The sequence below is a fragment of the Cytobacillus sp. QJM3NY_8 genome (assembly GCF_056173585.1).
In genome coordinates, this window is sequence record NZ_CM149681.1 from 1,293,738 (window position 1) to 1,317,809 (window position 24,072).

Consider the following 24,072-nt stretch of genomic DNA (forward strand, 5'->3'; position numbering starts at 1 on the left):
TTCCAAGTAATTTATACAAACATTTTGTTCAATAAAATTTCACTTTTCAGACACAAAATAGTACTGGGCAAAAAATTTCTGATCAGTCATTTCATGGTACTTTGATATTATCAAACATATCTGGAGGAGATTCATATGGAGGAACTTTCTATTACTTTGGTGATTGCAAGTATTATGGTACTTGGATACTTCATAGGATATACTATTGTGAAAGCATAGCTGCCGGCTTTACCGCCCGGCAGTTTTTTTATTCCAATTTTTATCATTAAAGTTTGGAAATAAGGGAAAAGAATAAATATGAATCATAGTGTTAATTTAAGGAGGTATGAAATTTGGCTGATTTCAGAATTGAAAAGGATACACTTGGCGAAGTGAAGGTGCCTGCGGATAAATATTGGGGAGCCCAGACCCAGCGGAGCAAGGATAATTTTAAAATCGGCATTGAAAAAATGCCGATGGAAGTGATTTATGCTTTTGCTAAGGTAAAGCGTTCAGCTGCAGTGGTCAACAATAGACTTGGGAAACTGTCTGATGATAAAAAGGATGCCATCACAAGGGCCTGTGATGAAGTTCTTGATCATAAATTTGACTCTCATTTTCCGCTGGCTGTCTGGCAGACAGGGAGTGGCACACAATCAAATATGAATGTAAATGAGGTTGTCGCGAAAAAAGCAAACGAATTGCTGGGCAAGAAGGGTCAGCAAGAAATTAAAGTTCATCCAAATGATGATGTCAATATGTCTCAAAGCTCGAATGATACATTTCCGACTGCCATGCATATCGCAGCTTATACCGAGGTGGAGGAAAAACTGCTTCCATCCTTAAAGGAATTAATAAAGACAGTCAAATTGAAAGAGGAAGCCTTTAATACAATCGTGAAAATAGGAAGGACTCATTTACAGGATGCAACTCCTCTTACATTGGGCCAGGAGATCAGCGGCTGGCGTGCCATGCTTGAAAAGAACGAAAAAATGCTGATGGATGCAAAGCATTACCTGCTTGACTTAGCCATTGGCGGTACTGCAGTCGGTACAGGCATTAATGCAGATACGTCATTTGGATCTGAAATGGCAAACGAAATATCCAGACTTACAGGCTATTCATTCCGCTCTTCTGAAAATAAATTTCAGGCTCTGACCAGCCATAATGAAATTGTCCATGTTCATGGCACATTGAAGGGGCTTGCAGCAGATTTAATGAAAATCGCGAATGATGTCCGCTGGCTCGCAAGCGGGCCGCGCAGCGGAATTGGGGAATTATCGATACCAGCAAATGAACCTGGCAGTTCAATCATGCCAGGCAAAGTAAATCCGACACAGAGTGAAGCCCTTACGATGGTGGTTTGCCAGGTCTTTGGAAATGATGCGTCGATTGGATTTGCTGCCAGTCAGGGGAATTTCGAATTGAATGTGTTCAAGCCTGTTATAATTTATAATCTTCTTCAAAGCATCAGAATTCTTGCAGATGGAATGGCCTCTTTCAATGAAAATTGCATGATGGGACTGGAAGCTAATAAAGAAGTGATTAAAGAGCATGTTGAAAGGTCACTAATGCTTGTAACAGCACTTAATCCGCATATTGGCTATGAAAAAGCAGCGGAAATAGCAAAACTCGCATTTAGAGAAAATTCAACATTGAAAGAAGCAGCATTAAAAACTGGCTATATTACTGAAGAACAATATGAGAATTGGGTAGTACCCGAAAAAATGATCTAACTATTAAATGGCCCTCCTTTAAGAAAGGAGGGCCAAAGCCATATTTATTCAATTGTTATCTTGCTTTATTAGAAAGAACCGCCGCCAAGTTGTTGTTCAGCCATTTGTACAAGGCGTTTTGTGATTTCTCCTCCAACAGATCCGTTAGCGCGAGAAGTTGTTTCTGCACCAAGGTTTACACCAAATTCAGTAGCGATTTCGTACTTCATTTGATCAAGTGCTTGTGATACTCCTGGTACTAATAATTGGTTTGAGGAATTGCTTCTGCTAGATGATTGGTTGTTCATGTGATTTCCTCCTCGAAATATAAGTGTTGGTTTTTTGGTTGGGTTAGCTGGAATTGCACCAGCGCAAGGATTTTATCCTGCTCCACTGCCTGGCGTAACCCATCGTTTTTTTTTGCGAGTGCTTGATGTCGCTTTGTTACTCTCTATTATGTTTGATTTATTATAGTTTATTCTTTTAGAAAATCGGGAATTTTTTCCTGAAGAGACTTTCTGATTAGGAGTTTTACATAACGAAGCTTAAACAAACAAACCATAGTAAATATCAGATAAGTTAACGAAAGTGAGAGGATTGGAAATGGCGATATGCCCTGTCTGCAACGGGTTTGAGAAACTGGAAGCAACCTGCAGCACCTGTGGAAGCAGTATGGAGGACAGTGGAAGAGTAATGGATTTTTACGATGATTACAGTGCCTATATGCCAATTGACCAGATGAAACTGGAAGATGGCTATCCCCAGGATTATCAAAGGGAAGAATGTCCGCATTTGCTGAAGTGTCCATCATGCGGTCAGGATTCAGTAAAGTTTATCAAAGAGTAGAATGGAGCTGACAGTATTAAAAAACCCCGTCTTCGACGGGGCTTCAATATTATTCTTTTTCAGAACGAATTCTTCTTTCGGAGTTTGCATCAAAGAAATGAGCTTTATTCATATCGAAAGCAAGCTCAAGATTTTGGCCTGGCTTAATATCTGTGCGGGAATCAACACGTGCAACAAAATCCTGGCCTTCGATGCTTGAGTAAATCATTGTTTCAGCCCCAGTCAGTTCGGAAACGTCAATGCGGGCATTGATTTTAGAACCGGCAGAAGCATCAATAAATACCGGCTCATCATGAATGTCTTCTGGACGAATGCCAAGGACAATGTCTTTGCTTGTATACCCTTGTTCACGAAGCACCTTCATTTTACCCTCTGGGACAGCAATCTGAGTTTTGCCAATGACAAACTTGCCGTCTTCAAGCTTTCCATTAAAGAAGTTCATGGCAGGTGAACCAATAAATCCGCCTACAAATACGTTTTCAGGCTTCTCATAAACTTCTTTAGGTGCGCCAACCTGCTGAATCACTCCATCTTTCATAACAACCAGGCGGGTAGCCATTGTCATGGCCTCTGTCTGGTCATGGGTTACATAGATGGTTGTAGTTTGAAGACGCTGATGAAGTTTGGCAATTTCTGCACGCATTTGAACACGAAGCTTTGCATCAAGATTTGATAAAGGTTCATCCATCAGGAATACCTTTGCATCACGGACAATCGCACGGCCTAAGGCTACACGCTGTCGCTGACCGCCTGACAATGCTTTTGGTTTGCGGTCAAGATAAGGCTCCAGACCAAGAATTTTAGCTGCTTCCTTAACACGGCGGTCGATTTCGTCTTTTGGAAATTTACGGAGCTTAAGACCGAAAGCCATGTTATCGTATACAGACATATGCGGATAAAGTGCATAGTTCTGGAAAACCATTGCAATATCACGATCTTTTGGAGGGACATCGTTGACACGTTTTTCATCGATATAGAAGTCGCCTTTAGAAATTTCCTCAAGGCCAGCAATCATACGGAGAGTTGTGGATTTACCGCAGCCGGAAGGACCGACAAATACGATAAACTCTTTATCCTGTATATGAAGGTTAAAATCTTCTACTGCCGTTACTTTATTGTCATAAATTTTATAAATATTATCGAGCTTTAATTCTGCCATCAGGGTTGCCTCCCAATATTCTTTTCTTAATAACAGTTTAATGGATATCTGGGTTTTCCCATATGGCCAAACTGCACAAAAAAGCTGAAAGCGTTTTTATGCAATGTGCTCAATCATTTTTGCTCGACCAGCAAACAAGCTAAGTAAACAGTCAGGGCACTGTTGAAATCTTTTAATTGAAGGCCGGTTTTCTCAGTGAATTTATCCAGCCTGTATTGCAGCGTATTTCGGTGGACATACAATTTTTTCGCAGTTAATGAAACGTTGGAGCTGTTCTGTAAAAAAACTTTTATGGTGTGCAGAAGTTCAGAGTCTTCTTGCAGTAAAGAAAGGCGTGAAAGCAGGCTCTTTTTTAAAATTGCATCCATACTTCCCGTGACAAGAGATGGAAATAGCGTTTCGTATTTCAGCACCTTTTCGGCTGGAAGCAAAGAGGAGGCTTGCTCAAAAAAACGCTGTTCTTCTTTAAAATAATTGCGCAAATGTGCCTCGAACCTATTCGGAATGCCGATGTAAAAGGCCGTTTTTACAAAAAAATCGCTTTCAAAAGCATTGGAAATAGCAAGGAATTCTTCTTCGGCTAGAGGGGCGTTAGCTTCCTCTACAATGACTCCTCTAGCTGGTCCGTTCCATAAAATCAAAATGTCCTTTTCAAAAAAACCTTTAAAAGCAGCTTCCATATCCTCGCGTATCCAATCGCCTTCAGACATCTTAAATTGAACAAGCCTGTACGGAACATCTTTTGCTAATGATGGAATTTCCCCATTGGAAAATAGGTATTGAAACCAGGCTTGGGATGCGGGAGCATGGTGAATGGAGCAGTCATGGAATTCAAATAAAGTTTTTAAGACCATCAGACTGTCTGCTGATACCTCTTGAGATGGGATGCCCAGCCATTGGCCTGAATCCTCATGATGAAGCCAGTACATATCAGAATAAAAGCTAAAATCAGGTTTTTCATTTTCAAGCAGAGAGCCCGGATATTGGTCATGTAATTTTTTTAACATATCATTACCCTTTAGTTTGATAAATTTTTGTGTTTCTTATATTATAGCAGTTATAATTTAATTGAAAAAATTAACTTATTCTGTGAATGTTTCTATAAAGTGAATTGAAAGTGTAAGGGGGGAGACTCATGGAATATTCACCGGAAATGAAAAACCGCTTGAAGAGGCTGGAAGGGCAGGTGCGGGGTGTTATCCGAATGATGGAAGAAGAAAAACACTGCAAGGATGTTGTAACGCAATTATCTGCTGTCCGTTCTGCAGTTGACCGTGCAATGGGATATATTGTAGCTAAAAATCTTGAGACATGCATTCGGGAAGCTGCTGACGAAGGCAAAAATGCGGAGAATGCAATTCAGGAAGCAGTGAATATGATTGTGAAAAGCAGATGATTAAAAAAGTGGAAGGCGCCCGCTTATTAAAGGAACTCAGACTAAAAACGCCACGCCTGTGGCAGTGTCTGCATGACTCACACCTCCCAAAAGCTCCGCTTTCGGTCGTGCAATGTTTATGCTGACGAAGCCTTCCTTGTCCTGTGGGACTCAAGCATAAGACGAGCATGCTGAAAGGTTGTACTTTAACCTTTTGGGCGGATTGGCTTAGACCCGAAAGCCGATGGTACAGGAGCTAAACGGTATCTAATTCAGAATTAATACAATTTAATCCGTATTAAGAGGCACCTGAAGTCAGGTGCCTTTTAATATTAGTCTGCCTCATTTGGAGGTTCTTCCTCATGCAATTCCCTAGCCTGTTCAATATTAACATCATCACCGCGTCCATGAACGGAGCCTCCAGAAAGACCTTCGTTTATGATTCTGTCTATATCCATATAAGCTTTGTCCCTGCCTTCATAGTTCACGTCCTCTGAAACCTGGCGTTTCTTATCCATGTTTGAATCGCTCCTTTAAATGATATATCCTGGCGGGATTATTTTTCCAAAAGAGCTATAAGGTCATACATGGATCCTCTAACTTTTTTCTCATTCATACACATGAAATAACATTAATTCGTGGATTTGGGATTTCAGGCTATCCTCCTGCCCGGCGGGGTCACCGGAAGTCCATTCAATTTTGCCGTCAGGATGATAGATGCCAGTCATTTTTTGCTTTTTAAAATAAAAAGAAAATGTCCATCCCGGCAATTGTTTATTTTCATATAAAGGTTTGAATTGAAAGTGTGTCAGCATTAGGATTCCTCCAGATGTTGTAATATCCCGTTTAATGTTCCTCAAAAGGGGAATGGAATAGATATAGAAACATTTTAACATTAAAAGGAGGCAAAGATGATGAAGAGAAACAATAAATTTATGATGTCAGCCATGGCACTTGGAGCAGCTTATTTAATGAGAAATCCGGAGGCACGCCAAAAGCTTAAAGACCAGTTTAAATCATTCGCCGGAAGTGCCTCTAAAAAAGATAAAATGAAGACAGCGAAAAGCCCTGTAACGACTTATTAATCCTTTTGCGGTTTTGGATGGCACTTGTAAAAAATCGCATAAAAATAGCCGTGCACACTATGGTGTACGGCTATTTTTATTGATGTGCCAGAACCCCGCCAGCGAGAAAAATAAGCGGGTCAGTTCTTCAATTCTTTTTTCTTCTATCCAGACTTCATCAAAACTCATTGGCTTGGAATTTATTTCATAAATTACATAAGTGCCCTGGTCAGTTAATCCTGCATCAATAGAGTATTCTCCATAAAAACCTTTTGTCTTCTCAAGGAGCTTTCCTGCTTCCACAACTGCAGAATGAATAAACTCATCATGTTCTTGCGTACGGACACTTTCATATGGAATCATTACACCGCCATTCGGTATGTGTGTTGTAATATCCTGTTCCTTAGACTGCCTGATGCCTATCCCTGTAACAGAATAGTTGCCTTCGCTGAAATGGGCCAGAATTCTAAAATCAAATCGCTTCCCTTCCTTTCTGGCAGGGCTGATCGCTTTCTGTGCCATATAAGGTTTATTCGTCAGGAGAATACCCCATTGGTTCCAGAAATTTTTATAATCAGTGTAACTGAATGAATCGTGCAGACCGTTCAATCGCATTCCATTTCCCAGCTGGCTTAAATGATAAATCCCTTTGCCCTTGGACCCGTTTGCGGGCTTTAAGTAGATATTATTATATTTGCGGATAAAGTTCTTAAGCTCTTTTGGACCTGAGACAAGAATGGTTTCAGGAATATACTCCTGCAGCGGGGGATGGTCCTTAAATAACTGGAAAACTTCGAATTTGTCCAGAAAACCCGGGTTGAAAAATGGAATATTATGTTCCTTAAAAAAACGGCTCGCTTTATGAAAAGCTTCTGTTTTTTCAATTTTCCGGAAAGGCACCCTGTTGTAGACAAGATGAGGAAGAGGGCACCTTGCCTCAATCCATTTATCCAGCTGGGGAAAATAAATATAGCCATTTACGGAATTCGCCTCCAGGTCTTCTGCCGTAAATACAAAGGAAACTCCATTTTGCTGTAGTATGTTTTTCTGCAGTGCCTTAAATAAAGGGCCATTGCCTGCGATAGACTGGTCCTTTCCTTTTCCGGTCAGGATTCCTATCACCGGTCCTGCATTATCGTTTTGCATTGACAATGAAAAGGAAATCAAATTTTGTTCCGCCTTCGGTCCAATGGTGCTTAAAGGATGAGGATCCCTTCCAAGTGTACAGCTGGTGCTGCTGAACCATGTCCTGCTGGCCCAGTCATAATAAATCTTCATCTGAATATTTCCTGGGGCTTCATAATGGATGCTTCGGCAAGGAAGACTGCAAATGCAAGCGAAAGCTTGCGGGTAAGAAAGTCGAACTCCCGGAGTTGAGGATGTTTAAATATAGATCTGCCAGGCTTTGAGTTTGCTTCGAAAAGCCATACATGGCCATTTCGGTCCAATCCAAAGTCAAAGCCGATTTCACCAATGATTCCTTCCATGTTCCGTTCCAGGGCCTTGCTGATTTTTAATGCCGCCTCACTCAATTTTTCCACTGCTGCCGCTTTTTCAGCATCGGATTCAAACAATTCTTCCAGGGTTTTGATTTCACCGCCGCTTTTAACATGAGTTGTAACACTGCCATGTCCAGCCATTTTTGCAGCTGAAGCTGTTACATTCCATTCCCCATTTTCATCTTTATTCGTATGAATCCTGAAATCAATTGTCCTCTGTTCATGGCGGAGCAAGTGGATTCCCTGCTGAACAAGCATCCGGCTTAAACTCCGTCCTGCAAAAATATTCCCCATCAAATTTTCCAGACTGTTAAACTTTCTCAGGCGGTTTTCATCCCGAACTCTATACCGGCAATAATAATGCCCATCCTTTTTATCATAAATTATTTGATGAATTCCAAGCCCCAGGCTTCCATTAATCGGTTTTAGGAAAACATGACCATAATCAGCCAGCATTCTTTCAATGACAGAAAATGAAGAAAAAGGGTGGGTTTCCGGCAAGTAGTGACTAATATCCTCATCGTTCTGCAGTCTTTCATAAACATCCAATTTATTAAAGAATCCAGGATTATACCAGGGAATTAAATAGTCTTTCTGCAGGCGGTCACGAACTTCTTTAAGTTCGTTTCTTCTTTCGCTTTTCCTATTGGGAAGCCGATCATATACAACATTCGGAAAAGGCACTTCAAACGTTTCCCATCCTTCCTCATGATAGAAAAGCCCCCTGATTGTTCCTTGTTCCCAGTTGATATGCTGGTCACCGAACAAATACGGAATTGCTCCAACCGTTTTTTTGACAGAAAGCAACTTGGCAAAAAACAGGGTCCGGTCCCCGACTGGCCTTAAAGGAAAGGAGGTGAAGCCTGATGTGAAGATTCCTACAAGCGGGCCGAGGTACAGTGTCCCCTTATTGGCAAATGCATGCAAAGGAATCTTGAGATCAGGGAAATGCAGTGCATCTGCCACATCTTTACTTATGACGATGGAGTTTTTCTTTGTTTTCTGAAGTAAGAAAGCGGCATCTTTTGAGTGTGTGCCAAAGGCCAATTTCGTCAAATGAGTATGAAGGTTAAGCTCGTTAGGAATATAAACTGTTTTGGAGGCAGAATCGGAAATTTCAATTTGATATTGTTTTCTCATGATTCGTACTCCTTTCTAATTCCTTATTGGCTGCCAGGAATTTGGCATAGTGAAGGGGAGCAGTATATAATTCTTCCTTCTTTTCAGGCTGGCTGTTCAGGATGGTTTTTCTGCCTGGTTTTGAGTTAATATCCAGAATCCAAATGGAGCCGTTGTTTTCCACTCCAATATCAATTCCTATTTCAAATAGCGGAGGAAGCTTTCGTTCAAGCGCAGCGGGAAGAGTATCGATAATGTCATAAAGCTCATCGCAAAGAAAACTCCTCAATGAAGATGGGTATTCAATAATCCAGTCCTCAAAAGAAATATTGCTGCCGCCAGTGCTTAAGTTGGAAACGATGCCGCCATTTCTGCCTGCCCGGATGCCCCGGCCCAGCTCCTTCCAGGTGCCATTCATGTCCTTTTGAAGTAAAATCCTTATATCAAAGGGCTGTTCTTCCTTGTTCGATAGATTCACATATGGCTGGAAGAGGTACTGCCGTTTTGCGGTCAGGTTATTAAGCCAGCCCGCTGCTTTTTCAGCGCTTTCAAAGCTGCGGGAAACCTGAGCATTCTTTTTATCTGTTTTAACAAGAATGTTTTTGCCTGTTTTCTCAATATAATAAATTCCGTGCCCCTGTGAACCGCTAGCGGGTTTTAAGATGAGGGGATGATCAGGCAGGAGGCAGTCTAAAAACCTGTCAGCGTCAGTATAGGGTGCTGTTTTCAGCAAATAGGGTGAAATGTTTGTGCAGGAGAGGATTTCATATAATTCAAGCTTATTAGGCAAGCCGTAGCCAAGGAATTGGATGTCACTTCTTGCCTTGAGCCAATTCACGATGGACATGCATTGTTTCGAGTGGGAATCATTTCCGTAAAAACAGCGGTCATAAAGGATTTCTGGCGCTGTAAATTCTGCTGGCTCCCATCCGTCTGAAGCAGGGTTATAGAAATCACCTGTAATTCTTTCTGTAATAGGATTGATATCTGAAGGCACAAACCGGAAGCAGTTAATGTTATATTCATTAGCTCTTCTGGCCAATTCCATAAAATATGACTGTTCACTCCGTTTGTTCAATGTCATGATTCCGAATGAAAGCATGCTGTAATCCTCCTTTTTGGATAAATGATAAAGCCGTTGCATATTCGATCAGCGCCTTGGCTGATGGCCTTACTCTTTTTTCTTTGTCTTCGAAATTTTTAGAGGGCTTAGAATTCACTTCGATGATCCATAGCTTTCCATTTGTATCTAAACCAATATCAATTCCGAGTTCTCCGACAAGCCCTTCGCATTTCTGGCTGATGATTGTTGCTGTTTCAACAGCAAGCTCTTTCAATAAGGCCAGCTGCTGAACCGCTGTTTTCTGATCAGACAGCAACGAGAAAATTCTGAGAGGTTTCATGATTTCACCGCCTCTGGCAATGTTTGAAACAAATTGCTGCTCAGCAGAAATCCTTGCCACTGCAGAAGTGGCTTTCCAGATATCCTGAAAATTTTTGTGGCAGAGCACCCGGAAATCAAGCTGCCTGTTTTTAAAGATTTGCAGAGGGATGGCCTGCTGGGCCAGAAAAATTGATTTTCTTTGGTATTGCTGGAACCACTGTACAAAACGGGTATAATTTTTGAAATTGATTGTATTCTCCCTGCCGTTTCCGGTCGATAGTTCTGTCATGATTTCTTCGCCGTTTAAACTTAGCCTGATAATATTCCGGCCCTGGCTGCCGTGGATGGGCTTTAGGAATAATAATCTGTGTCTGGCCAGCATATCTTTGATGGTTTGTTCATTTGCAATGGCCGTATCAGGCAGATAAGGCTGCATATGATCCTCAGAAAAGAGCAGGTCATGAACTTCCTGTTTTGATAGAAAACGGTCATTAAACACTGGGATATTAAGTTTTATGAGGCTGTTTTTAAATGATTGAAAAGAGGTACTTGCTTCAAGTATTCGGGAGTGAATCCGGTTATAGATTACACTCGGCAAAGGAACCGGACTTTTTATCCATTTTCTATCCTGCAGACAGTATCCATGCAGACTGCCTGCAATGAAGTCCCGAAAGTGAAACACATAAAAAAATCCTCCCATATTTGAAACAACTTCATGCAATTCTTCGCAAAAAGAATGAATAGAGCGGAAATCAGGCTCTTCGCCATTATCATTGAAATCTGTCATCAGCCCTATAATCGGTCCGGCAGTAATAGTAAGGTCCTTTCTGGAATAACTGGCAACAAAATGGAGATCTTCAATTGGCAAGCAGCATTCCTGAAGAAGCGGCTCACTGAAACCAAGCTCATCTTTCGTAATGTTTGCTCCTTCAATGGTTATCTGAAAGGTGTGCTTGCCGATCTGCAGCAAATGGGGCATTTGCAAATCAATATTCCAGTAATGGACGAGAGAATGGCTAATTTTAATGCGAAATTGATTTTCCTGAAACATTTTTACCGGAACAATCGTAATAGGCAATAAAGAAACTGACATGATCATTCCTCATTTGCTAAACTTTATTTGAGCCTTTTCAAAAAATCCGCATGCTGTGTACAAATTGAATGCTAATTTTAACCTGCGGCAGAAAGTGCAAAACTCCCATTGACTAAGTTTTCACTGTATAATGAAAAAATAGGCAAAAGCTGATGCCATATCGTATGTTCTGGGCAATAAAATGGTGCGTCTGGAGAGGCGCTTGTAACTTAAGGAAGGTAGAGATGAGTATGGAAATTGCAATGACAATAATTTTGATGATGTTAATTGGGGCTCTCATTGGCGGGTTTACTAATTACCTGGCTATTAAAATGCTCTTTAAACCTTATAATGCCGTTTACATAGGTAAATGGAAGGTGCCATTTACCCCGGGGCTGATTCCTAAACGACGGGATGAAATGGCTGATCAGATGGGTAAGCTTGTTGTCAATCATCTTTTGACACCGGAAAGCATCAAGAAAAAGTTCATCAATGCTCAATTTCAGCGTGATATGACTGGGCTGGTACAAAAAGAGCTTGAAACTATCATGCTGTCGGAAAAATCAGCAGAAGACATACTTGAAGCGTTTGGAATCACGGATGGGCAAGCGAAAACAGAAAACCGCATTAACTTATTAATTGAGCAGAAATATGAAAAAATCATTAGTGAATATCGGAGCCGGCCCCTTAAAGATGTTATTCCTCAGACTCTTTTGGATAAAATGGATGAAAAAATCCCGGCAATCAGTTCAACGATCCTTCAAAAGGGGATTGATTATTTTTCCAGCATTGAAGGCAAAATGAGAATTCAAAGAATGGCAGATGATTTTGTCCGTGAACGCAGCGGAATGCTGAGCAACATGCTGCAGATGTTCATGGGGAACATCAATATTGCAGATAAAATTCAGCCGGAAATCATAAAGTTTTTAAGTAATGAGGGAACGTCGGATTTGATTACAACCCTTTTGAAAAATGAGTGGAGTAAAGTTCTTGAAATGGAAGCTGCAGTTATTGAAGAGCAGCTTGAAAAAGAACAGATTCTTTCAGTAATAAAGAATATTGCCCATAAGGTCATTAATCTGGAGAGTTTATTTAAAACGCCTTTATCATCTTTTATGGCCCCTTATAGGACTGTATTAATAGATGAACTGGCTCCTAAAAGTGTTCAGATGCTTTCTGATTGGCTTTCAGGAAAAACTGAAATGTTCATGGAAAGACTTCGTCTCGCTGAAATTGTCCGTGAACAAGTCAGCAATTTTTCGGTAGAACGATTGGAAGAAATGGTCTTTTCCATAATAAAAAGCGAGTTAAAAATGATTACTAATTTAGGGGTACTCCTTGGGGGGATTATCGGGCTCATTCAGGGATTCATAGCCATATTGATTAATTAAGGGTATCGCCTCGCGTTTACTGTCATAGTTTGTTATAGTGTAGTGGATGTTCAAAACGGGGAAGATGAATTTTCCTTTTGAATGAGAATCGGAAGGAGTGTTTTTATGGCAGTAAATTTATATGATTCAGCCTATGAATTAGAAAAAGCGGTGCGGGAAAGCGATGAATATAAGGCATTAAAACAAGCATACGATGATGTAAATGCAGATCCGTCTGCCAAGGCAATGTTTGATAACTTCCGTAAAATCCAGATGGAACTTCAGCAAAAACAAATGATGGGCCAGGATATTACACAGGAAGAAGTAGAACAGGCACAAAAGACAGTCGCACTTGTACAGCAGCACGCCCAAATCTCAAAGCTTATGGAAGCAGAACAGCGCATGAGCATGATGATTGCAGAAATGAACAAAATCATCATGAAGCCTCTTGAAGATCTTTATGGTGCAGTTGAATAAATCAGCATTGGAAACCCCCGGAATTAATTTCGGGGGTTTTTTAATAAGAAAAAGCATCATCTTATATTAAACTGAACGAGGTTTGGGTACCTTTATGATAGATATTGATTTAAAGAAAGGGGCAGCAAATTGAAAAAAGCCATTTTTCTGGACCGGGACGGCGTTTTGAACGAGGTTTTATCAGAGAGGGTGAAATTCGTTAATAAGCCTGAGCAGTTATACTTACTTGAAGGGGCAGCAGAAGCTGTGGCAGAGCTGACCCAAGCTGGATATGAGATTTTTGTTGTGACCAATCAGGGCGGCGTAGGACTCGGTTTTTTGAAAGAAAGAGAGCTAAGGAGAATCCATGAAAGACTGCAGGAGCTTGTTGCAGAAAAAGGCGGTCATATTAAAGAGGTGGCCTATTGCCCTCATAAACCAAAAGCAGGGTGCGAATGCCGTAAGCCAAATGCAGGCATGCTGGTGGATTTGGCGGAAAGGCACCATCTTGATCTGGCTAAGAGCATTATGGTAGGCGATCACGAGCGGGACATTGAGGCAGGCAAGAAGGCCGGCTGTAAAACTGTTTTCATCGGCTCTGATCCAACAAGTGCAGATATTCAGGCCTCATCACTTTTTGAGGCAGTGGAAGATATTTTGCAAATGCTTAAATAGGGGAGTGAAAAACCGCTTCCAGGATTGGCTGGAAGCGGTTTTTTATTTTACTATGATTGCACGAAAAAGACTAGCGTGCTCCGCCAAGCTGCTGCTCAGCCATTTGCACCAGGCGCTTTGTAATTTCTCCGCCTACTGATCCATTTGCTCTTGAAGATGTTTCCGGGCCAAGGTTCACACCGAATTCTGTTGCGATTTCATACTTCATTTGATCAATTGCCTGGCTGACTCCTGATACTAAAAGCTGATTAGAATTGCTGTTTCTTGCCATGTAAATCATCTCCTTGGTGTAGTTTTCTTGATTGTTACACTAATAGCTTTAGGAGAGAAAATAAGATTTATTCATAGTTGCATGTGGTAATTTATGGAATTTTCCTGCGGACTCTAATGTGGATCTGACTTGAAATCAGCTGTGCGCATATAAATTGGGCCTAGGTGCACAGAAAAAATCTTATCCGCACATAAACTTCCTCCATCCGCACATAAATAAATGCCATTCGCACATAACTTTCTAAAGTTCGCCATTATAAAGCTGCAGAAAGCCGAATAGCCATGAAATATAGGCACTTGCCAGCACTGCACCTATAAAAAAGGCGAAATATGCCCAATCCTTCCAGGAAACTGAAATTTTTTGATAGAAATCCCGGTTCCTATCTCCGGTAAACCCTTTTGATTCCATCGCCATTGCCGTCCTTTCAGCTTTACGAATCGCTCCGGCAAGAAGAGGAACTGAATACCTCTTAAGTTCTGCCATTTTTTCAGAAAGTGTCCGGGCTTTGGGTATCCCCCTAATCCGGTGGGCGCTTCTGATAATCTCAAATTCTTCTTTCATTAATGGCAGAAATCGATATCCTGCCATGATTCCATATGCAAGCTTTGGAGAGAGCCGGCATTGCTGCATGAGACTTAGCAGGAACTCTGTCGGCTTGGTGGTTAAAATGAACAGAAGGGACAGCGAGGTAAAGCTTAAAACCCTCATTCCAAGAGATAGGGCACGCTGAAAGCCCTCTTCAGTCAATGTGAAGATCCCCCATGTCCATAGGATGGTTTCACCTTCAATAGTCTTTGAAAAAATCATAGCTGACCAAATATATATTATAGCCATGAAGATAAATGGCGAGAAAAGCAAAATCCATCTTTTGAATGAAACATTACCAAAAATAAAGGTGGTTCCTGCAGTCACCACTAAGGTCAGAAAAGGAGTAACCGGGTCAAAGAAAACGGACAAAATCAATACACAGACAATCACAGTCAGAGCTTTTATGCTTGGGTTAAATTCATGTAAGAGCAAGCTTGTTCATCCCTTCCACGGCAGCCAGTTCGTTCCTGAGTTTTTCTGTGTAAGGAACCTTTAGAGAAGCAATTTTCATAATCTCATGTTCCTTCCATAATGAATCAGGCAATCCCTCGTATATCTTCTCTCCTTCTGAAAGGACAATCACTTTATCGGCATAGGAATGCAGGATTTCCATGTCATGAGTGATCATCACCACGGAGCCTCCGCTATGGATCCTTGTTTCCAAAAGCGCCATTAGGTCAGCAGAGGTCCTGGCATCCTGTCCAAATGTTGGTTCATCAAGGAGCAGCAAATCCTGTTCATTCACCAGCATCGATGCAACACTAAGCCGCCGCTTCTGTCCCTGACTTAAGGAAAAAGGATGCATGTCAGCGTGCTGGAGCAAGTTCACTTGATGCAGAACAGCTTGAACCACTTTTTGTATTTCGGCATCTGTCATTCTCTGTATTTTCAGACTGAAGGCAATTTCATCATAAACAGAATCTGCAATAAATTGGTGTTCGGGATTCTGAAAAACGTATCCTAATTTTAGTCTTAACTCTTGCTCCTGCCACTGGGAAAGGGAGCGGTCATCAAAAAGGATGTTGCCTTTGGATGGAGCATATAATCCTGCAAGCAGTCTGGAAAGCGTTGTTTTTCCAGATCCATTTGAACCGGCTATTGCCACAAATTCACCTTTTCTAACTGAAAAACTAATATTTTTAAGCAAATCCTTCCCATTCTTATGAAAAGAAAGATTCTCCGCCGACAGGATGACCTGATCTTCAAAGACTTGATGTATAGTCTTCCTGTTATCTAAAATCTGAAGTGCAGCATAGGGATTTACAAATCCAGCAATTAATTCCCGGTCAGTTAACGGAAGCTTTTCCCCTTTGTAAATCCCTGCCTTTTTTCCTAATAGACCTGCTCTTACTGTGCTTGGAAGCCAGATACCCTCAAGCAGTAGTTCTTCTGCATATTTATTAAAGCAGTCTGCAGTGCTTCCATTAAATAAAATTTCGCCTTCCCGGTTTAGCACCACACAGCGGTCGGTCAAATCAATCCAATCATCCAGCTTGTGCTCAATGATTAGAAGGGCAAAGGATTGCTCCTCTTTTAGCTCTTTGATGATACGGGTAAGTTCATAGCTTGAAGCCGGGTCAAGATTTGCTGTCGGTTCATCCAAAATCAGGATATCCGGTTTTAATGACAATACACATGCAAGTGCAAGTTTTTGCTTTTGTCCCCCCGAAAGGGTGTGGATTAAGGCGTGCTTAAATGGCAGAAGATGAACAAGTTCCAGTGCTTCATCAATCTTGTTCTCAATTTCTGCAGGAGGTGTTTTCATATTCTCAAGGCCGAATGCCAGCTCCTCTTCAACTGTTGTCATGCAAAACTGGCTTTCAGGATCCTGAAACACAATGCCAATGTGCTGATTAATTTCACCTGGCGGGAATTCATCCAGTATCTTTTCTTTGAAGGAAATGGTGCCATCCAAGTCGCCATCAACGGCTTCCGGATACAATTTATTTAAGCAGAAAGCAAGCGTGCTTTTTCCGCAGCCGCTGGGTCCCAATAATAGAACAGCTTCCCCTGAATTAAGGCTGAAATTCACATTCTTAAAAACAGGATTCTTCACATCTTCATGCCGGAAGGACAGCTTTTCTGTTATTAATAAAGGCTGGTTATGCTGAAATGCCATTTTGTGATTTTTCCCTTCTCAGCTCTTTTCCGATAGGGAAGCTGTTTAATGCCCCAGTTTTAGCAAGACTCTTACTCAGCCATTTCCCCAGCAATCCAGCGAGCAAAGCACCGCTAACCAGTCTCACAAAAAACATGGCAGTTACATAACCGGGTGAGAGGGCTGCGTAGCCGGAAATGAAATAGCCCCAAATAAAGCTTGTAACAGAAGAACCCATGCCGGCAGCAATTAAAACCCATGTCCGGTAATTGTTCCATTTAGTTGCCGCAAAAACAGCTTCTGCTCCAATCCCCTGAATCATGCCTGAAAGAATCAGGCGAGGGCCTACTGCATTGCCAATCATGACTTCAATGGCCGCTGCGATGGTTTCCGATAAAAAGGCTGCTCCGGGTTTTCTGATTATGTACGCTGCGATGATTGAAACAATAAACCAAATGCCAAAAATCAGATCATAGCCAATTAAGCCAAACATCCCATATAACACGTTGCCAAATTGCATGAACACCAGGTATACAACTGCAAACACAACAGCGAGTACAGATAGGACAATGACCTCACGAAGCTTCCATTTTTCGAGCATTTTACACAGCCCCCTTCTTGGAAGGACTGTTTGCAGACATATTAACCGTCATGACAATATGAGTGGAATCGCTTTTCTTACAGCTTTCGAAAGCATCTTCCAGCGTTTTAAAAACATCGTGTGCATTCCCATCTAATCTTGAAGCATAATGCACTCCTTCAGTAAACGTTCCCTGTGCCTTTGCGAGCTCGACTTGGTTCATAATGACGTTCATGTATCCAGGAATCCCCATCGGATAAAGTGCGAACTGGACAGCGACTTCCTGGCTGATTCCAGCAGATTTTTTTTCATTCGCCTTCTCTTCATTTTCAGCAAGATAAGCATCTCCGGCAGTATCGCCAGGGCATCCATTTGAAAATGTGCCGTTAAATACTACATGATCACCATGCTTAGCAGCTTCAAGATAAATCGCTTTGACTACATCAAAAACATGAATGGACCTGCCGCGCACACAAGTGCTCACATCATCTGTTTCCATCCATACCTTGCTTGTATCCACTTCTTTTAGAGCAGATAAAATAACATCCACAAACCTGTCAGTCATTGGATAAATCGAAAACCTGCACCCTGTAATCTCGCTGGTTCCGCATAAGAAATTTTCCTGCATTTTGCCATCCTCCTGGTTTATATAAAATTAAAAAACTGCATTCCCAAAAGGAAATGCAGTTGAATGATATCAATACACTAGAAATGATAGCCGTTCACCTGCACTTCCCCACGCTGGTATTATCCAGATCGGGTGATAAGAGTCAGAACGGATTGTTCTTCTCAGCCAAAAAGCTCCCCTAGTGCAAAATAAGATATGCAGTTTTTATTGACTCCATCTTAATACGGAGCATCCAAATTGTAAATGACTAATTTACAATTCTTTAAATCAAATGATCAATGAAAACAGATAAACGCCTTCAATAACACAGATAAGCTATGAAAAAATTTCTGCATTGTCCATGTCATGTTCTAATCCAATCCTTCCCTTCATAAAAGTGTAATAGGACAATTTTACACCGAGAATAGGGGGCAAATTGGATGATATATAGAATGCTTGCTTTAAATATTGACGGAACACTACTCCAATCAAATGGAAGACTTCATAAATCAACAAAAGAAGCGATTGAATATGTGCAGCAAAAAGGAATTTATGTAACACTTGTCACATCCAGAAGCTTTCCATCCGCGAAAAAAGCGGCCAAAGCATTGAAAATCAATTCCTTGCTGGTCACACACAGGGGAGCTTATATTGCAGCTTCTCAGGAAAAGCCGATATTTGTAAAAAGGATACAGGAAGATGAAACGTTTGAAATCGTGCGCCTGCTTGAAGGCTTTACCTGTCAAATCAGGCTGGTGCACGAAAAATATTCCCTTGCCAACAAAACCAAGCTCAATACCAATATGCTTGCTAAAACTGTTTTTACAACCGGCGATCCCATTTTTTACTCGCAGCAATTTGTGGATTCATTAAGTGATACCATTTTAGATGAGCCGGTCACACCGCCAAAAATTGAAGTGTATTTTGAAGATAAAGACGACCTTGAGGATGTCCAGGCAGCCATTAGGGGCATGTTTGAAAATGTAGAAGTCATTAAGTTAAGTGATCTGCGGATGGATATTGTACCTGCCGGAGTTTCAAAGCTGAATGGTTTGCTCTATTTATGTGAACATCTCGGAATTTCCCGAAACCAAATGGTCGTTATAGGCGACTCGGAGGATGATCTGGAAATGATTGAAGCCGCCGGCCTCGGTGTGGCTATGGGTAATGCACCTGCCGAAGTCAAAAAAGCAGCAGACTGGCTGACACGATCCAATGACCAGAACGGTGTAAGCTACATGGTCAAAGAACATTTCCGCAAACAGCATCCAATTGATTTCCTGAAGAAAATGAATCTATTAAAATAAAATCAATCAAAGAGAGCTCGATTAGAAATCGGCTCTTTTTTGCTTTGCGATACTGGGTATCCATTAGGAATCATTTCCCTTATATTGACCTTGTTTCCCCATTTCTGTACACTAAAAGAAGTTTGTCAACATGAAAAATAGACACTATGCAGCTGCCCCTAAGAAAACAAAGACATCGGCAGATTAATATATTTTCTAAAAAAGGTGATCAATTTGAACATTTCAATTTTAGGTGTACAGGATGAACGTTTCCATCGTCCGCTCCGGCTGATCGGGAACCTCTTTTTTGAAGAATGTGAAGTGATGCTGGGTGAGAATGATGCAGCCGACCTTACAATTAATCTTCAGCTTGAACATGGAAAGCACATTAAAGCCATTGCAGAGCTTTCTGATAAAGATGGCAAGAATCATTCAGCGAATTTTGAGAAGGAATTCGTACCGTCTGAGACAGAAAAAGAGAATTTTAAACAAATAAAAAATGCAGTATCCCACGTATATCTGACTGTTTTGCAGGAATGGACAGGCATTACCCAGAAGTGGGGAATTCTGACTGGGGTACGTCCCACAAAATTGCTTCACCGTGCCATACAGCATCAGACACCTCTCCATGAAGCCCATCAGCAGCTTAAGGAAGAGTATTTGATTACAGATGAAAAGATCCAGCTTATGCAGAATATCGTAGACAGGCAGCTTGCTGTCGTACCGGATCTTTATAACTTAAAAAATGAAGTCAGCATATATATTGGCATTCCATTCTGCCCGACAAAATGCGCGTATTGCACTTTTCCTGCATATGCGATTAATGGCAGGCAGGGTTCAGTAAACTCGTTCCTTGGCGGCCTGCATTTCGAAATGCGTAAAATTGGCGAGTGGCTGAAAGAAAATGATGTGAAAATTACTACTGTCTATTATGGTGGAGGGACTCCGACAAGCATTACGGCGGAAGAGATGGATATGCTTTATGAGGAAATGTACGACTCTTTTCCAGATGTCGAAAACATACGGGAGGTCACTGTGGAAGCCGGACGTCCGGATACAATCACACCCGAAAAGCTTGAAGTGCTGAAAAAATGGAACATTGACCGCATCAGCATCAATCCTCAGTCCTATATTCAGGAGACCTTGAAAGCCATTGGCCGCCACCATACAGTGGAAGAAACCGTGGATAAGTTCCATCTGGCCCGCAATATGGGAATGAATAACATCAATATGGATCTGATTATTGGGCTTCCTGGAGAAGGTGTGCCGGAATTTTCGCATACTTTGGATGAAACTGAGAAATTAATGCCGGAATCTCTGACAGTTCATACTTTATCCTTTAAACGGGCTTCGGAAATGACGAAGAACAAGCAAAAATATAAAGTTGCCGAGCGGGAAGAAATTGAAAAAATGATGGACATGGCTGAGGATTGGACAAAACAGCATAATTACCATCCTTATTATCTTTACCGTCAGAAAAATATTCTCGGCAATCTTGAAAATGTCGGCTATGCCCTTCCGAATCAGGAAAGCATCTATAACATCATGATTATGGAAGAACAGCAGACAATCATCGGGCTCGGATGCGGGGCCTCCAGTAAGTTCATTGATCCTCAGACAGGGAAAATTACTCATTTTGCAAACCCGAAGGATCCTAAATCGTATAATGACAGTTTTGAGCATTATACAAACGAGAAATTGAAAATATTAAAAGAACTTTTTAATAAACACGAATCCCTGGCCGAATAGGCGGGGGTTTTTTTAAAGTTTATATTTTAGAAAATTCAGAAAGAAATTAAAGGAATTACTGAAAATAAAGAGAATGAATATAGGTAATAAAGATCATAGAATTATATGAATACAAATGTAAGCGTTTTCTAAAAGGGGGAATTGTAATGATGATGCAGACACCTTTGACTATGACGCAAATGATAAAGCGTGCAGAAAAGTATTTTCCAAGGAAAACAGTCGTTTCAAGAACAGCCGGCGGAATTCAGAGATTTACATATAAGGAGATTGCAGAACGGACAAGGAAGCTGGCAGAAAGCCTGCAAAACATAGGGGTGGAAAGAGGGGACAAGGTCGGGACACTTGCTTGGAACCATCATCGCCACCTGGAGGCTTATTTTGCCATTCCATGCAGCGGAGCCGTTCTTCATACGATTAATATACGACTGTCACCTCAGCATATTACTTATATAATTAACCATGCTGAAGATAAGGTGCTTTTGATTGATCCTGATATTGTCCCTTTAATTGAGAAGGTTAAGGATGAACTGAAAACGGTCAAGGCTTTCATTATTATGACTGATGAAGATGAATTGCCTGAGACTACTCTTTCGCCGGTTTATCACTATGAAACGCTTATCAATGAAGCAAGCGGTGCATACGAATATCCTGATGATCTGGATGAAAATTCAGCAGCTGGAATGTGCTATACCTCAGCAACCACAGGCAATCCTAAAGGTGTCGTCTATTCCCACAGGGGCATCGTCCTTCACAGTATGGCACTGGGAATGGCAGATAGTGCAGCGGTAAGCGAGAAAGATATCGCCCTTCCGGTAGTGCCGATGTTCCATGTAAATGCATGGGGGCTCCCTTTTGCTGCTGTCTGGTTTGGAACGACTCTTGTGTTGCCGGGCCCATATTTTACACCTAAACTTTTGGCTGAGCTTATCCAATCAGAAAAAGTTACGATAACAGCCGGAGTACCGACAATCTGGCTCGGATTATTAAAAGAGCTGGATGAAAATAAATATGACATGAGTTCACTCCGATCGGTTCTGTGCGGAGGATCGGCTGCACCAAAAGGCATGATTAAAGCTTTCGAGCAAAAACACAATATTCCATTCATGCATGCTTACGGAATGACTGAAACAAGCCCTCTTGTTGTTATTTCGACTTTAAAAAGCTATCAGGAAGAGTTATCACCGGATGAGAAGCTGGACATAAAAGCCAAGCAGGGCATACTTGTCCCCGGATTGGAAATGAAGATTGCCGGCAAGGATGGCGAAGCAGCATGGGACGGAAAGGAAATGGGGGAACTCGCCATAAGAGGACCATGGATTGCTTCTGAATATTACAAGGACGAGCGGACAGATGAGTCGTTCCAAGATGGCTGGCTCTACACGGGTGATGTCGTAACCATTGATGAAGAAGGATTTATGAAAATTGTTGACCGGACAAAAGATTTGATTAAAAGCGGAGGGGAATGGATTTCTTCTGTTGATATCGAAAATGCCTTGATGGCTCATGAATCGGTATTTGAGGCTGCGGTTGTTGCTGTCCCGCATGAGCAATGGCAGGAACGGCCGGTGGCATGCGTTGTTCTGAAAGAGCCATTTAAAGGACAGACAACAAAAGAAGACCTTTATGAATTCCTAAAGCCGCAATTTGCAAAATGGTGGCTTCCGGATGAAATTCTTTTCTTTGAAGAAATACCAAAAACATCTGTAGGAAAATTCCTCAAAATGGCTTTAAGAGATCAGGTCCAAAAAGAATATACAGGTAATGCAAAGTAAATATAGTGCAGCATCCTTCTGAGGATGCTGTTTTTTTGTGCAGGTTTTGGAATACAGCACAATACCTTAATAAGTGACAAAATTAAAAATTTTTAGACAAAACGCTTTTTAAATATAATAATACTCTTTATAATAGAAGAAGCACAAAAAGGAGGGAAAGGATTTTGACAACAGACTTTGTAACTGATACTGTCAGCGTACAGCTTGATGGCCGAGTGGCCACAGTTGAGATGAACAGGCCGGAATCACTGAATGCATTGAATGTGGAAATGATTAAGGGGCTCTTGACTGCGATGAAGGATATAAGCCAAATGGATGAGGTGGATATCGTTGTATTAAAAGGAAAGGGCCGCGCATTTTCCTCAGGCGGAGATATTAAAACAATGCTTTTGGAAACAAATGAAAGCGATTTCCCTGTTGTGATGGATTGCATCAACGAGCTGGTTGTGTCTCTTTATAGCATGCCGAAGCTGACAATCAGTGCTGTAACAGGCGCAGCAGCTGGTTTGGGCTTAAGTCTGGCATTGGCTACTGATTATATTTTGGCAGACAAGAACAGCAAGCTTGCCATGAATTTTATTGGAATTGGATTAATTCCTGATGGAGGGTCTCACTTCTTCCTGCAGCAGCGAATCGGCGAGGATAAAGCCAAGCATTTAATCTGGGAAGGAAAAGTGCTGACTGCAAATGAGGCTTTACAAATGGGGCTGATTCACGAAATAGCAGAAGCTGATTTAAATAATGCTGTTGATGCAAAATTGAGCAAATGGCTTAACAGCCCAACTGAAGCAATGATTAAGACAAAGAAAATTCTTGCTGATAAAAACCGCCCCCTTCTGCTGAAAGTGCTTGAGCTTGAAAAGCTCGGCCAGCATAAAATGAGGCAAACAGAAGATCACCAAGAGGGAATCCAGGCCTTCATCGAAAAAAGAAAGCCTGTGTTTAAGGGGAAATAAGAATGGAAAGAAGAAAGCAAAGAGCTGAGCCCTTTGCTTTTTTTCTAATCTGAATGTACATCGGTGAACTATCTAAGCTGTCCTGCTCCAAAAGGAACGCTTTGACAGCATCAATCTCTCACGGCTCATAGCTTTAGCTTTTAGGAGAAGCGCCTACCCCTCGAGGTGCAGGGGCGGACAAGGCGCTTCCGTTTTTTCTTGTTATCTATGAAACAAAATCAGCTTGCCGGCCGGTGAGGTGCAGCGGTGCGTTTTTTCATCCAAACCTTTTTCCTTAAGGAGGTTTTCTCCCACACTTTTAGCTTCGTCATCTGTAGCTGCCTGAAATGCTTCATCCAATATCTTTTCTCCGTCCTGTTCAAATGCAGTTAGCTTGTATGTTTTCATAATAAGATACTCCTTTATTATAAAATTCAGATAGTTACTATTATTCTTGCATAATTTTTATAAAT

At 41.4% G+C, this 24,072-nt stretch carries 26 protein-coding genes and 1 riboswitch; of the genes, 11 read left to right on the forward strand and 15 right to left on the reverse strand.

Annotated features, from left to right (window positions below; translation table 11 throughout):
- The first annotated feature begins 332 nt into the window (after positions 1-332).
- Positions 333-1,715 (forward strand): class II fumarate hydratase, encoded by a 1,383-nt coding sequence (gene fumC / locus AC0VZ9_RS06875; RefSeq protein WP_258753246.1) that lies wholly within the window; start codon positions 333-335, stop codon positions 1,713-1,715.
- Positions 1,716-1,783: 68 nt separating this feature from the next.
- Here the strand turns inward: fumC and AC0VZ9_RS06880 are convergent, their stop codons facing one another.
- Positions 1,784-2,002: an alpha/beta-type small acid-soluble spore protein gene (locus AC0VZ9_RS06880; RefSeq protein WP_009331467.1), complete on the reverse strand. Its 219-nt coding sequence runs from the start codon at positions 2,000-2,002 to the stop codon at positions 1,784-1,786.
- 295 nt (positions 2,003-2,297) lie between these two features.
- Between AC0VZ9_RS06880 and AC0VZ9_RS06885 the strand changes: the two genes are divergently transcribed.
- Positions 2,298-2,540, forward strand: a complete 243-nt coding sequence (locus AC0VZ9_RS06885; RefSeq protein ID WP_019381408.1) for a hypothetical protein — start codon at positions 2,298-2,300, stop codon at positions 2,538-2,540.
- Positions 2,541-2,589: 49 nt separating this feature from the next.
- On the opposite strand, the gene AC0VZ9_RS06890 is transcribed toward AC0VZ9_RS06885, so the two are convergent.
- Both AC0VZ9_RS06890 and AC0VZ9_RS06895 read right to left on the reverse strand, forming a co-directional pair.
- The gene (locus tag AC0VZ9_RS06890) at positions 2,590-3,699 is read right to left on the reverse strand and encodes an ABC transporter ATP-binding protein (protein WP_009331465.1); all 1,110 of its coding nucleotides are present in this window, start codon (positions 3,697-3,699) and stop codon (positions 2,590-2,592) included.
- 113 nt (positions 3,700-3,812) lie between these two features.
- Positions 3,813-4,706 carry a PucR family transcriptional regulator gene (locus AC0VZ9_RS06895; RefSeq protein ID WP_009331464.1) on the reverse strand — a complete coding sequence of 298 codons (894 nt, stop codon included), beginning with the start codon at positions 4,704-4,706 and terminating at the stop codon, positions 3,813-3,815.
- 128 nt (positions 4,707-4,834) lie between these two features.
- On the opposite strand from AC0VZ9_RS06895, the gene AC0VZ9_RS06900 reads away from it, so the two are divergent.
- Complete coding sequence (locus tag AC0VZ9_RS06900; protein WP_009331463.1) at positions 4,835-5,095, forward strand: metal-sensitive transcriptional regulator; 261 nt, start codon at positions 4,835-4,837, stop codon at positions 5,093-5,095.
- 311 nt (positions 5,096-5,406) lie between these two features.
- On the opposite strand, the gene AC0VZ9_RS06905 is transcribed toward AC0VZ9_RS06900, so the two are convergent.
- A complete protein-coding gene (locus AC0VZ9_RS06905) occupies positions 5,407-5,592 on the reverse strand; it encodes a hypothetical protein (RefSeq protein ID WP_009331462.1) in 186 nt (61 codons plus the stop codon).
- A gap of 90 nt (positions 5,593-5,682) precedes the next feature.
- Positions 5,683-5,889 (reverse strand): YheE family protein, encoded by a 207-nt coding sequence (locus AC0VZ9_RS06910; RefSeq protein ID WP_009331461.1) that lies wholly within the window; start codon positions 5,887-5,889, stop codon positions 5,683-5,685.
- A 96-nt stretch (positions 5,890-5,985) separates the two neighbouring features.
- Here AC0VZ9_RS06910 and AC0VZ9_RS06915 point away from each other — a divergent pair, with 96 nt between their 5' ends.
- Entirely contained in the window at positions 5,986-6,159 is a 174-nt protein-coding gene (locus AC0VZ9_RS06915; RefSeq protein WP_009331460.1) for a hypothetical protein, read from the forward strand.
- Between the two features lie 57 nt (positions 6,160-6,216).
- On the opposite strand, the gene AC0VZ9_RS06920 is transcribed toward AC0VZ9_RS06915, so the two are convergent.
- The 4 genes from AC0VZ9_RS06920 to AC0VZ9_RS06935 are packed head-to-tail and all read right to left on the reverse strand — an operon-like array spanning position 6,217 to position 11,233.
- Positions 6,217-7,416 carry a YheC/YheD family endospore coat-associated protein gene (locus AC0VZ9_RS06920; RefSeq protein ID WP_192908318.1) on the reverse strand — a complete coding sequence of 400 codons (1,200 nt, stop codon included), beginning with the start codon at positions 7,414-7,416 and terminating at the stop codon, positions 6,217-6,219.
- Positions 7,413-8,777, reverse strand: coding sequence for a YheC/YheD family endospore coat-associated protein (locus AC0VZ9_RS06925; protein WP_192908319.1), 1,365 nt, complete (start codon positions 8,775-8,777; stop codon positions 7,413-7,415). The genes AC0VZ9_RS06920 and AC0VZ9_RS06925 overlap by 4 nt, the downstream gene beginning before the upstream one ends.
- The gene (locus AC0VZ9_RS06930) at positions 8,755-9,858 is read right to left on the reverse strand and encodes a YheC/YheD family endospore coat-associated protein (protein ID WP_071157601.1); all 1,104 of its coding nucleotides are present in this window, start codon (positions 9,856-9,858) and stop codon (positions 8,755-8,757) included. The genes AC0VZ9_RS06925 and AC0VZ9_RS06930 overlap by 23 nt, the downstream gene beginning before the upstream one ends.
- The gene (locus tag AC0VZ9_RS06935) at positions 9,818-11,233 is read right to left on the reverse strand and encodes a YheC/YheD family endospore coat-associated protein (RefSeq protein WP_475397165.1); all 1,416 of its coding nucleotides are present in this window, start codon (positions 11,231-11,233) and stop codon (positions 9,818-9,820) included. The genes AC0VZ9_RS06930 and AC0VZ9_RS06935 overlap by 41 nt, the downstream gene beginning before the upstream one ends.
- Positions 11,234-11,457: 224 nt before the next feature.
- On the opposite strand from AC0VZ9_RS06935, the gene AC0VZ9_RS06940 reads away from it, so the two are divergent.
- The 3 genes from AC0VZ9_RS06940 to AC0VZ9_RS06950 all read left to right on the forward strand — a co-directional run bounded on the left by AC0VZ9_RS06940 (position 11,458) and on the right by AC0VZ9_RS06950 (position 13,713).
- Complete coding sequence (locus AC0VZ9_RS06940) at positions 11,458-12,603, forward strand: DUF445 domain-containing protein (RefSeq protein WP_217026652.1); 1,146 nt, start codon at positions 11,458-11,460, stop codon at positions 12,601-12,603.
- Positions 12,604-12,708: 105 nt separating this feature from the next.
- Positions 12,709-13,059 (forward strand): YlbF/YmcA family competence regulator, encoded by a 351-nt coding sequence (locus AC0VZ9_RS06945; protein ID WP_009331454.1) that lies wholly within the window; start codon positions 12,709-12,711, stop codon positions 13,057-13,059.
- Positions 13,060-13,188: 129 nt separating this feature from the next.
- On the forward strand, positions 13,189-13,713 hold the full coding sequence (locus tag AC0VZ9_RS06950) for a D-glycero-alpha-D-manno-heptose-1,7-bisphosphate 7-phosphatase (protein WP_019381412.1): 525 nt from the start codon (positions 13,189-13,191) through the stop codon (positions 13,711-13,713).
- Positions 13,714-13,783: 70 nt separating this feature from the next.
- Here AC0VZ9_RS06950 and AC0VZ9_RS06955 read toward each other — a convergent pair whose 3' ends face one another.
- The 5 genes from AC0VZ9_RS06955 to AC0VZ9_RS06975 all read right to left on the reverse strand — a co-directional run bounded on the left by AC0VZ9_RS06955 (position 13,784) and on the right by AC0VZ9_RS06975 (position 17,878).
- Complete coding sequence (locus AC0VZ9_RS06955) at positions 13,784-13,984, reverse strand: alpha/beta-type small acid-soluble spore protein (RefSeq protein WP_009331452.1); 201 nt, start codon at positions 13,982-13,984, stop codon at positions 13,784-13,786.
- A gap of 240 nt (positions 13,985-14,224) precedes the next feature.
- Positions 14,225-15,004, reverse strand: coding sequence for an energy-coupling factor transporter transmembrane component T family protein (locus AC0VZ9_RS06960; protein WP_009331451.1), 780 nt, complete (start codon positions 15,002-15,004; stop codon positions 14,225-14,227).
- Positions 14,991-16,691, reverse strand: coding sequence for an ABC transporter ATP-binding protein (locus AC0VZ9_RS06965; RefSeq protein WP_475397166.1), 1,701 nt, complete (start codon positions 16,689-16,691; stop codon positions 14,991-14,993). The genes AC0VZ9_RS06960 and AC0VZ9_RS06965 overlap by 14 nt, the downstream gene beginning before the upstream one ends.
- Positions 16,675-17,271, reverse strand: coding sequence for an ECF transporter S component (locus tag AC0VZ9_RS06970; RefSeq protein WP_009331449.1), 597 nt, complete (start codon positions 17,269-17,271; stop codon positions 16,675-16,677). The genes AC0VZ9_RS06965 and AC0VZ9_RS06970 overlap by 17 nt, the downstream gene beginning before the upstream one ends.
- Position 17,272: 1 nt before the next feature.
- Positions 17,273-17,878: a YkoF family thiamine/hydroxymethylpyrimidine-binding protein gene (locus AC0VZ9_RS06975; RefSeq protein WP_019381414.1), complete on the reverse strand. Its 606-nt coding sequence runs from the start codon at positions 17,876-17,878 to the stop codon at positions 17,273-17,275.
- Positions 17,879-17,966: 88 nt separating this feature from the next.
- Positions 17,967-18,068: riboswitch (TPP riboswitch) on the reverse strand.
- Between the two features lie 229 nt (positions 18,069-18,297).
- On the opposite strand from AC0VZ9_RS06975, the gene AC0VZ9_RS06980 reads away from it, so the two are divergent.
- From AC0VZ9_RS06980 to AC0VZ9_RS06995, 4 genes are all read left to right on the forward strand, one after another.
- Positions 18,298-19,164, forward strand: a complete 867-nt coding sequence (locus tag AC0VZ9_RS06980; RefSeq protein ID WP_071157595.1) for a Cof-type HAD-IIB family hydrolase — start codon at positions 18,298-18,300, stop codon at positions 19,162-19,164.
- 213 nt (positions 19,165-19,377) lie between these two features.
- A complete protein-coding gene (locus tag AC0VZ9_RS06985; RefSeq protein WP_009331446.1) occupies positions 19,378-20,892 on the forward strand; it encodes a coproporphyrinogen III oxidase in 1,515 nt (504 codons plus the stop codon).
- Between the two features lie 146 nt (positions 20,893-21,038).
- Positions 21,039-22,664 carry a long-chain fatty acid--CoA ligase gene (locus AC0VZ9_RS06990; RefSeq protein ID WP_009331445.1) on the forward strand — a complete coding sequence of 542 codons (1,626 nt, stop codon included), beginning with the start codon at positions 21,039-21,041 and terminating at the stop codon, positions 22,662-22,664.
- 164 nt (positions 22,665-22,828) lie between these two features.
- Positions 22,829-23,620 (forward strand): enoyl-CoA hydratase, encoded by a 792-nt coding sequence (locus AC0VZ9_RS06995; RefSeq protein WP_009331444.1) that lies wholly within the window; start codon positions 22,829-22,831, stop codon positions 23,618-23,620.
- Between the two features lie 201 nt (positions 23,621-23,821).
- Here the strand turns inward: AC0VZ9_RS06995 and AC0VZ9_RS07000 are convergent, their stop codons facing one another.
- Complete coding sequence (locus tag AC0VZ9_RS07000) at positions 23,822-24,007, reverse strand: YhzD family protein (protein ID WP_009331443.1); 186 nt, start codon at positions 24,005-24,007, stop codon at positions 23,822-23,824.
- Between the last annotated feature and the right edge of the window lie 65 nt (positions 24,008-24,072).

Excerpts from the sequence above, each read along its gene's own strand:
- AC0VZ9_RS06880 (WP_009331467.1), bottom strand. The coding sequence starts at position 2,002 with ATGAACAACCAATCATCTAGCAGAAGCAATTCCTCAAACCAATTATTA.
- AC0VZ9_RS06885 (WP_019381408.1), top strand. The coding sequence starts at position 2,298 with ATGGCGATATGCCCTGTCTGCAACGGGTTTGAGAAACTGGAAGCAACC.
- AC0VZ9_RS06890 (WP_009331465.1), bottom strand. The coding sequence starts at position 3,699 with ATGGCAGAATTAAAGCTCGATAATATTTATAAAATTTATGACAATAAA.
- AC0VZ9_RS06895 (WP_009331464.1), bottom strand. The coding sequence starts at position 4,706 with ATGTTAAAAAAATTACATGACCAATATCCGGGCTCTCTGCTTGAAAAT.
- AC0VZ9_RS06900 (WP_009331463.1), top strand. The coding sequence starts at position 4,835 with ATGGAATATTCACCGGAAATGAAAAACCGCTTGAAGAGGCTGGAAGGG.
- AC0VZ9_RS06905 (WP_009331462.1), bottom strand. The coding sequence starts at position 5,592 with ATGGATAAGAAACGCCAGGTTTCAGAGGACGTGAACTATGAAGGCAGG.
- AC0VZ9_RS06910 (WP_009331461.1), bottom strand. The coding sequence starts at position 5,889 with ATGCTGACACACTTTCAATTCAAACCTTTATATGAAAATAAACAATTG.
- AC0VZ9_RS06915 (WP_009331460.1), top strand. The coding sequence starts at position 5,986 with ATGATGAAGAGAAACAATAAATTTATGATGTCAGCCATGGCACTTGGA.
- AC0VZ9_RS06920 (WP_192908318.1), bottom strand. The coding sequence starts at position 7,416 with ATGAAGATTTATTATGACTGGGCCAGCAGGACATGGTTCAGCAGCACC.
- AC0VZ9_RS06925 (WP_192908319.1), bottom strand. The coding sequence starts at position 8,777 with ATGAGAAAACAATATCAAATTGAAATTTCCGATTCTGCCTCCAAAACA.
- AC0VZ9_RS06930 (WP_071157601.1), bottom strand. The coding sequence starts at position 9,858 with ATGCTTTCATTCGGAATCATGACATTGAACAAACGGAGTGAACAGTCA.
- AC0VZ9_RS06935 (WP_475397165.1), bottom strand. The coding sequence starts at position 11,233 with ATGTCAGTTTCTTTATTGCCTATTACGATTGTTCCGGTAAAAATGTTT.
- AC0VZ9_RS06940 (WP_217026652.1), top strand. The coding sequence starts at position 11,458 with ATGAGTATGGAAATTGCAATGACAATAATTTTGATGATGTTAATTGGG.
- AC0VZ9_RS06945 (WP_009331454.1), top strand. The coding sequence starts at position 12,709 with ATGGCAGTAAATTTATATGATTCAGCCTATGAATTAGAAAAAGCGGTG.
- AC0VZ9_RS06955 (WP_009331452.1), bottom strand. The coding sequence starts at position 13,984 with ATGGCAAGAAACAGCAATTCTAATCAGCTTTTAGTATCAGGAGTCAGC.
- AC0VZ9_RS06965 (WP_475397166.1), bottom strand. The coding sequence starts at position 16,691 with ATGGCATTTCAGCATAACCAGCCTTTATTAATAACAGAAAAGCTGTCC.
- AC0VZ9_RS06970 (WP_009331449.1), bottom strand. The coding sequence starts at position 17,271 with ATGCTCGAAAAATGGAAGCTTCGTGAGGTCATTGTCCTATCTGTACTC.
- AC0VZ9_RS06975 (WP_019381414.1), bottom strand. The coding sequence starts at position 17,878 with ATGCAGGAAAATTTCTTATGCGGAACCAGCGAGATTACAGGGTGCAGG.
- AC0VZ9_RS06980 (WP_071157595.1), top strand. The coding sequence starts at position 18,298 with ATGATATATAGAATGCTTGCTTTAAATATTGACGGAACACTACTCCAA.
- AC0VZ9_RS06990 (WP_009331445.1), top strand. The coding sequence starts at position 21,039 with ATGATGATGCAGACACCTTTGACTATGACGCAAATGATAAAGCGTGCA.
- AC0VZ9_RS07000 (WP_009331443.1), bottom strand. The coding sequence starts at position 24,007 with ATGAAAACATACAAGCTAACTGCATTTGAACAGGACGGAGAAAAGATA.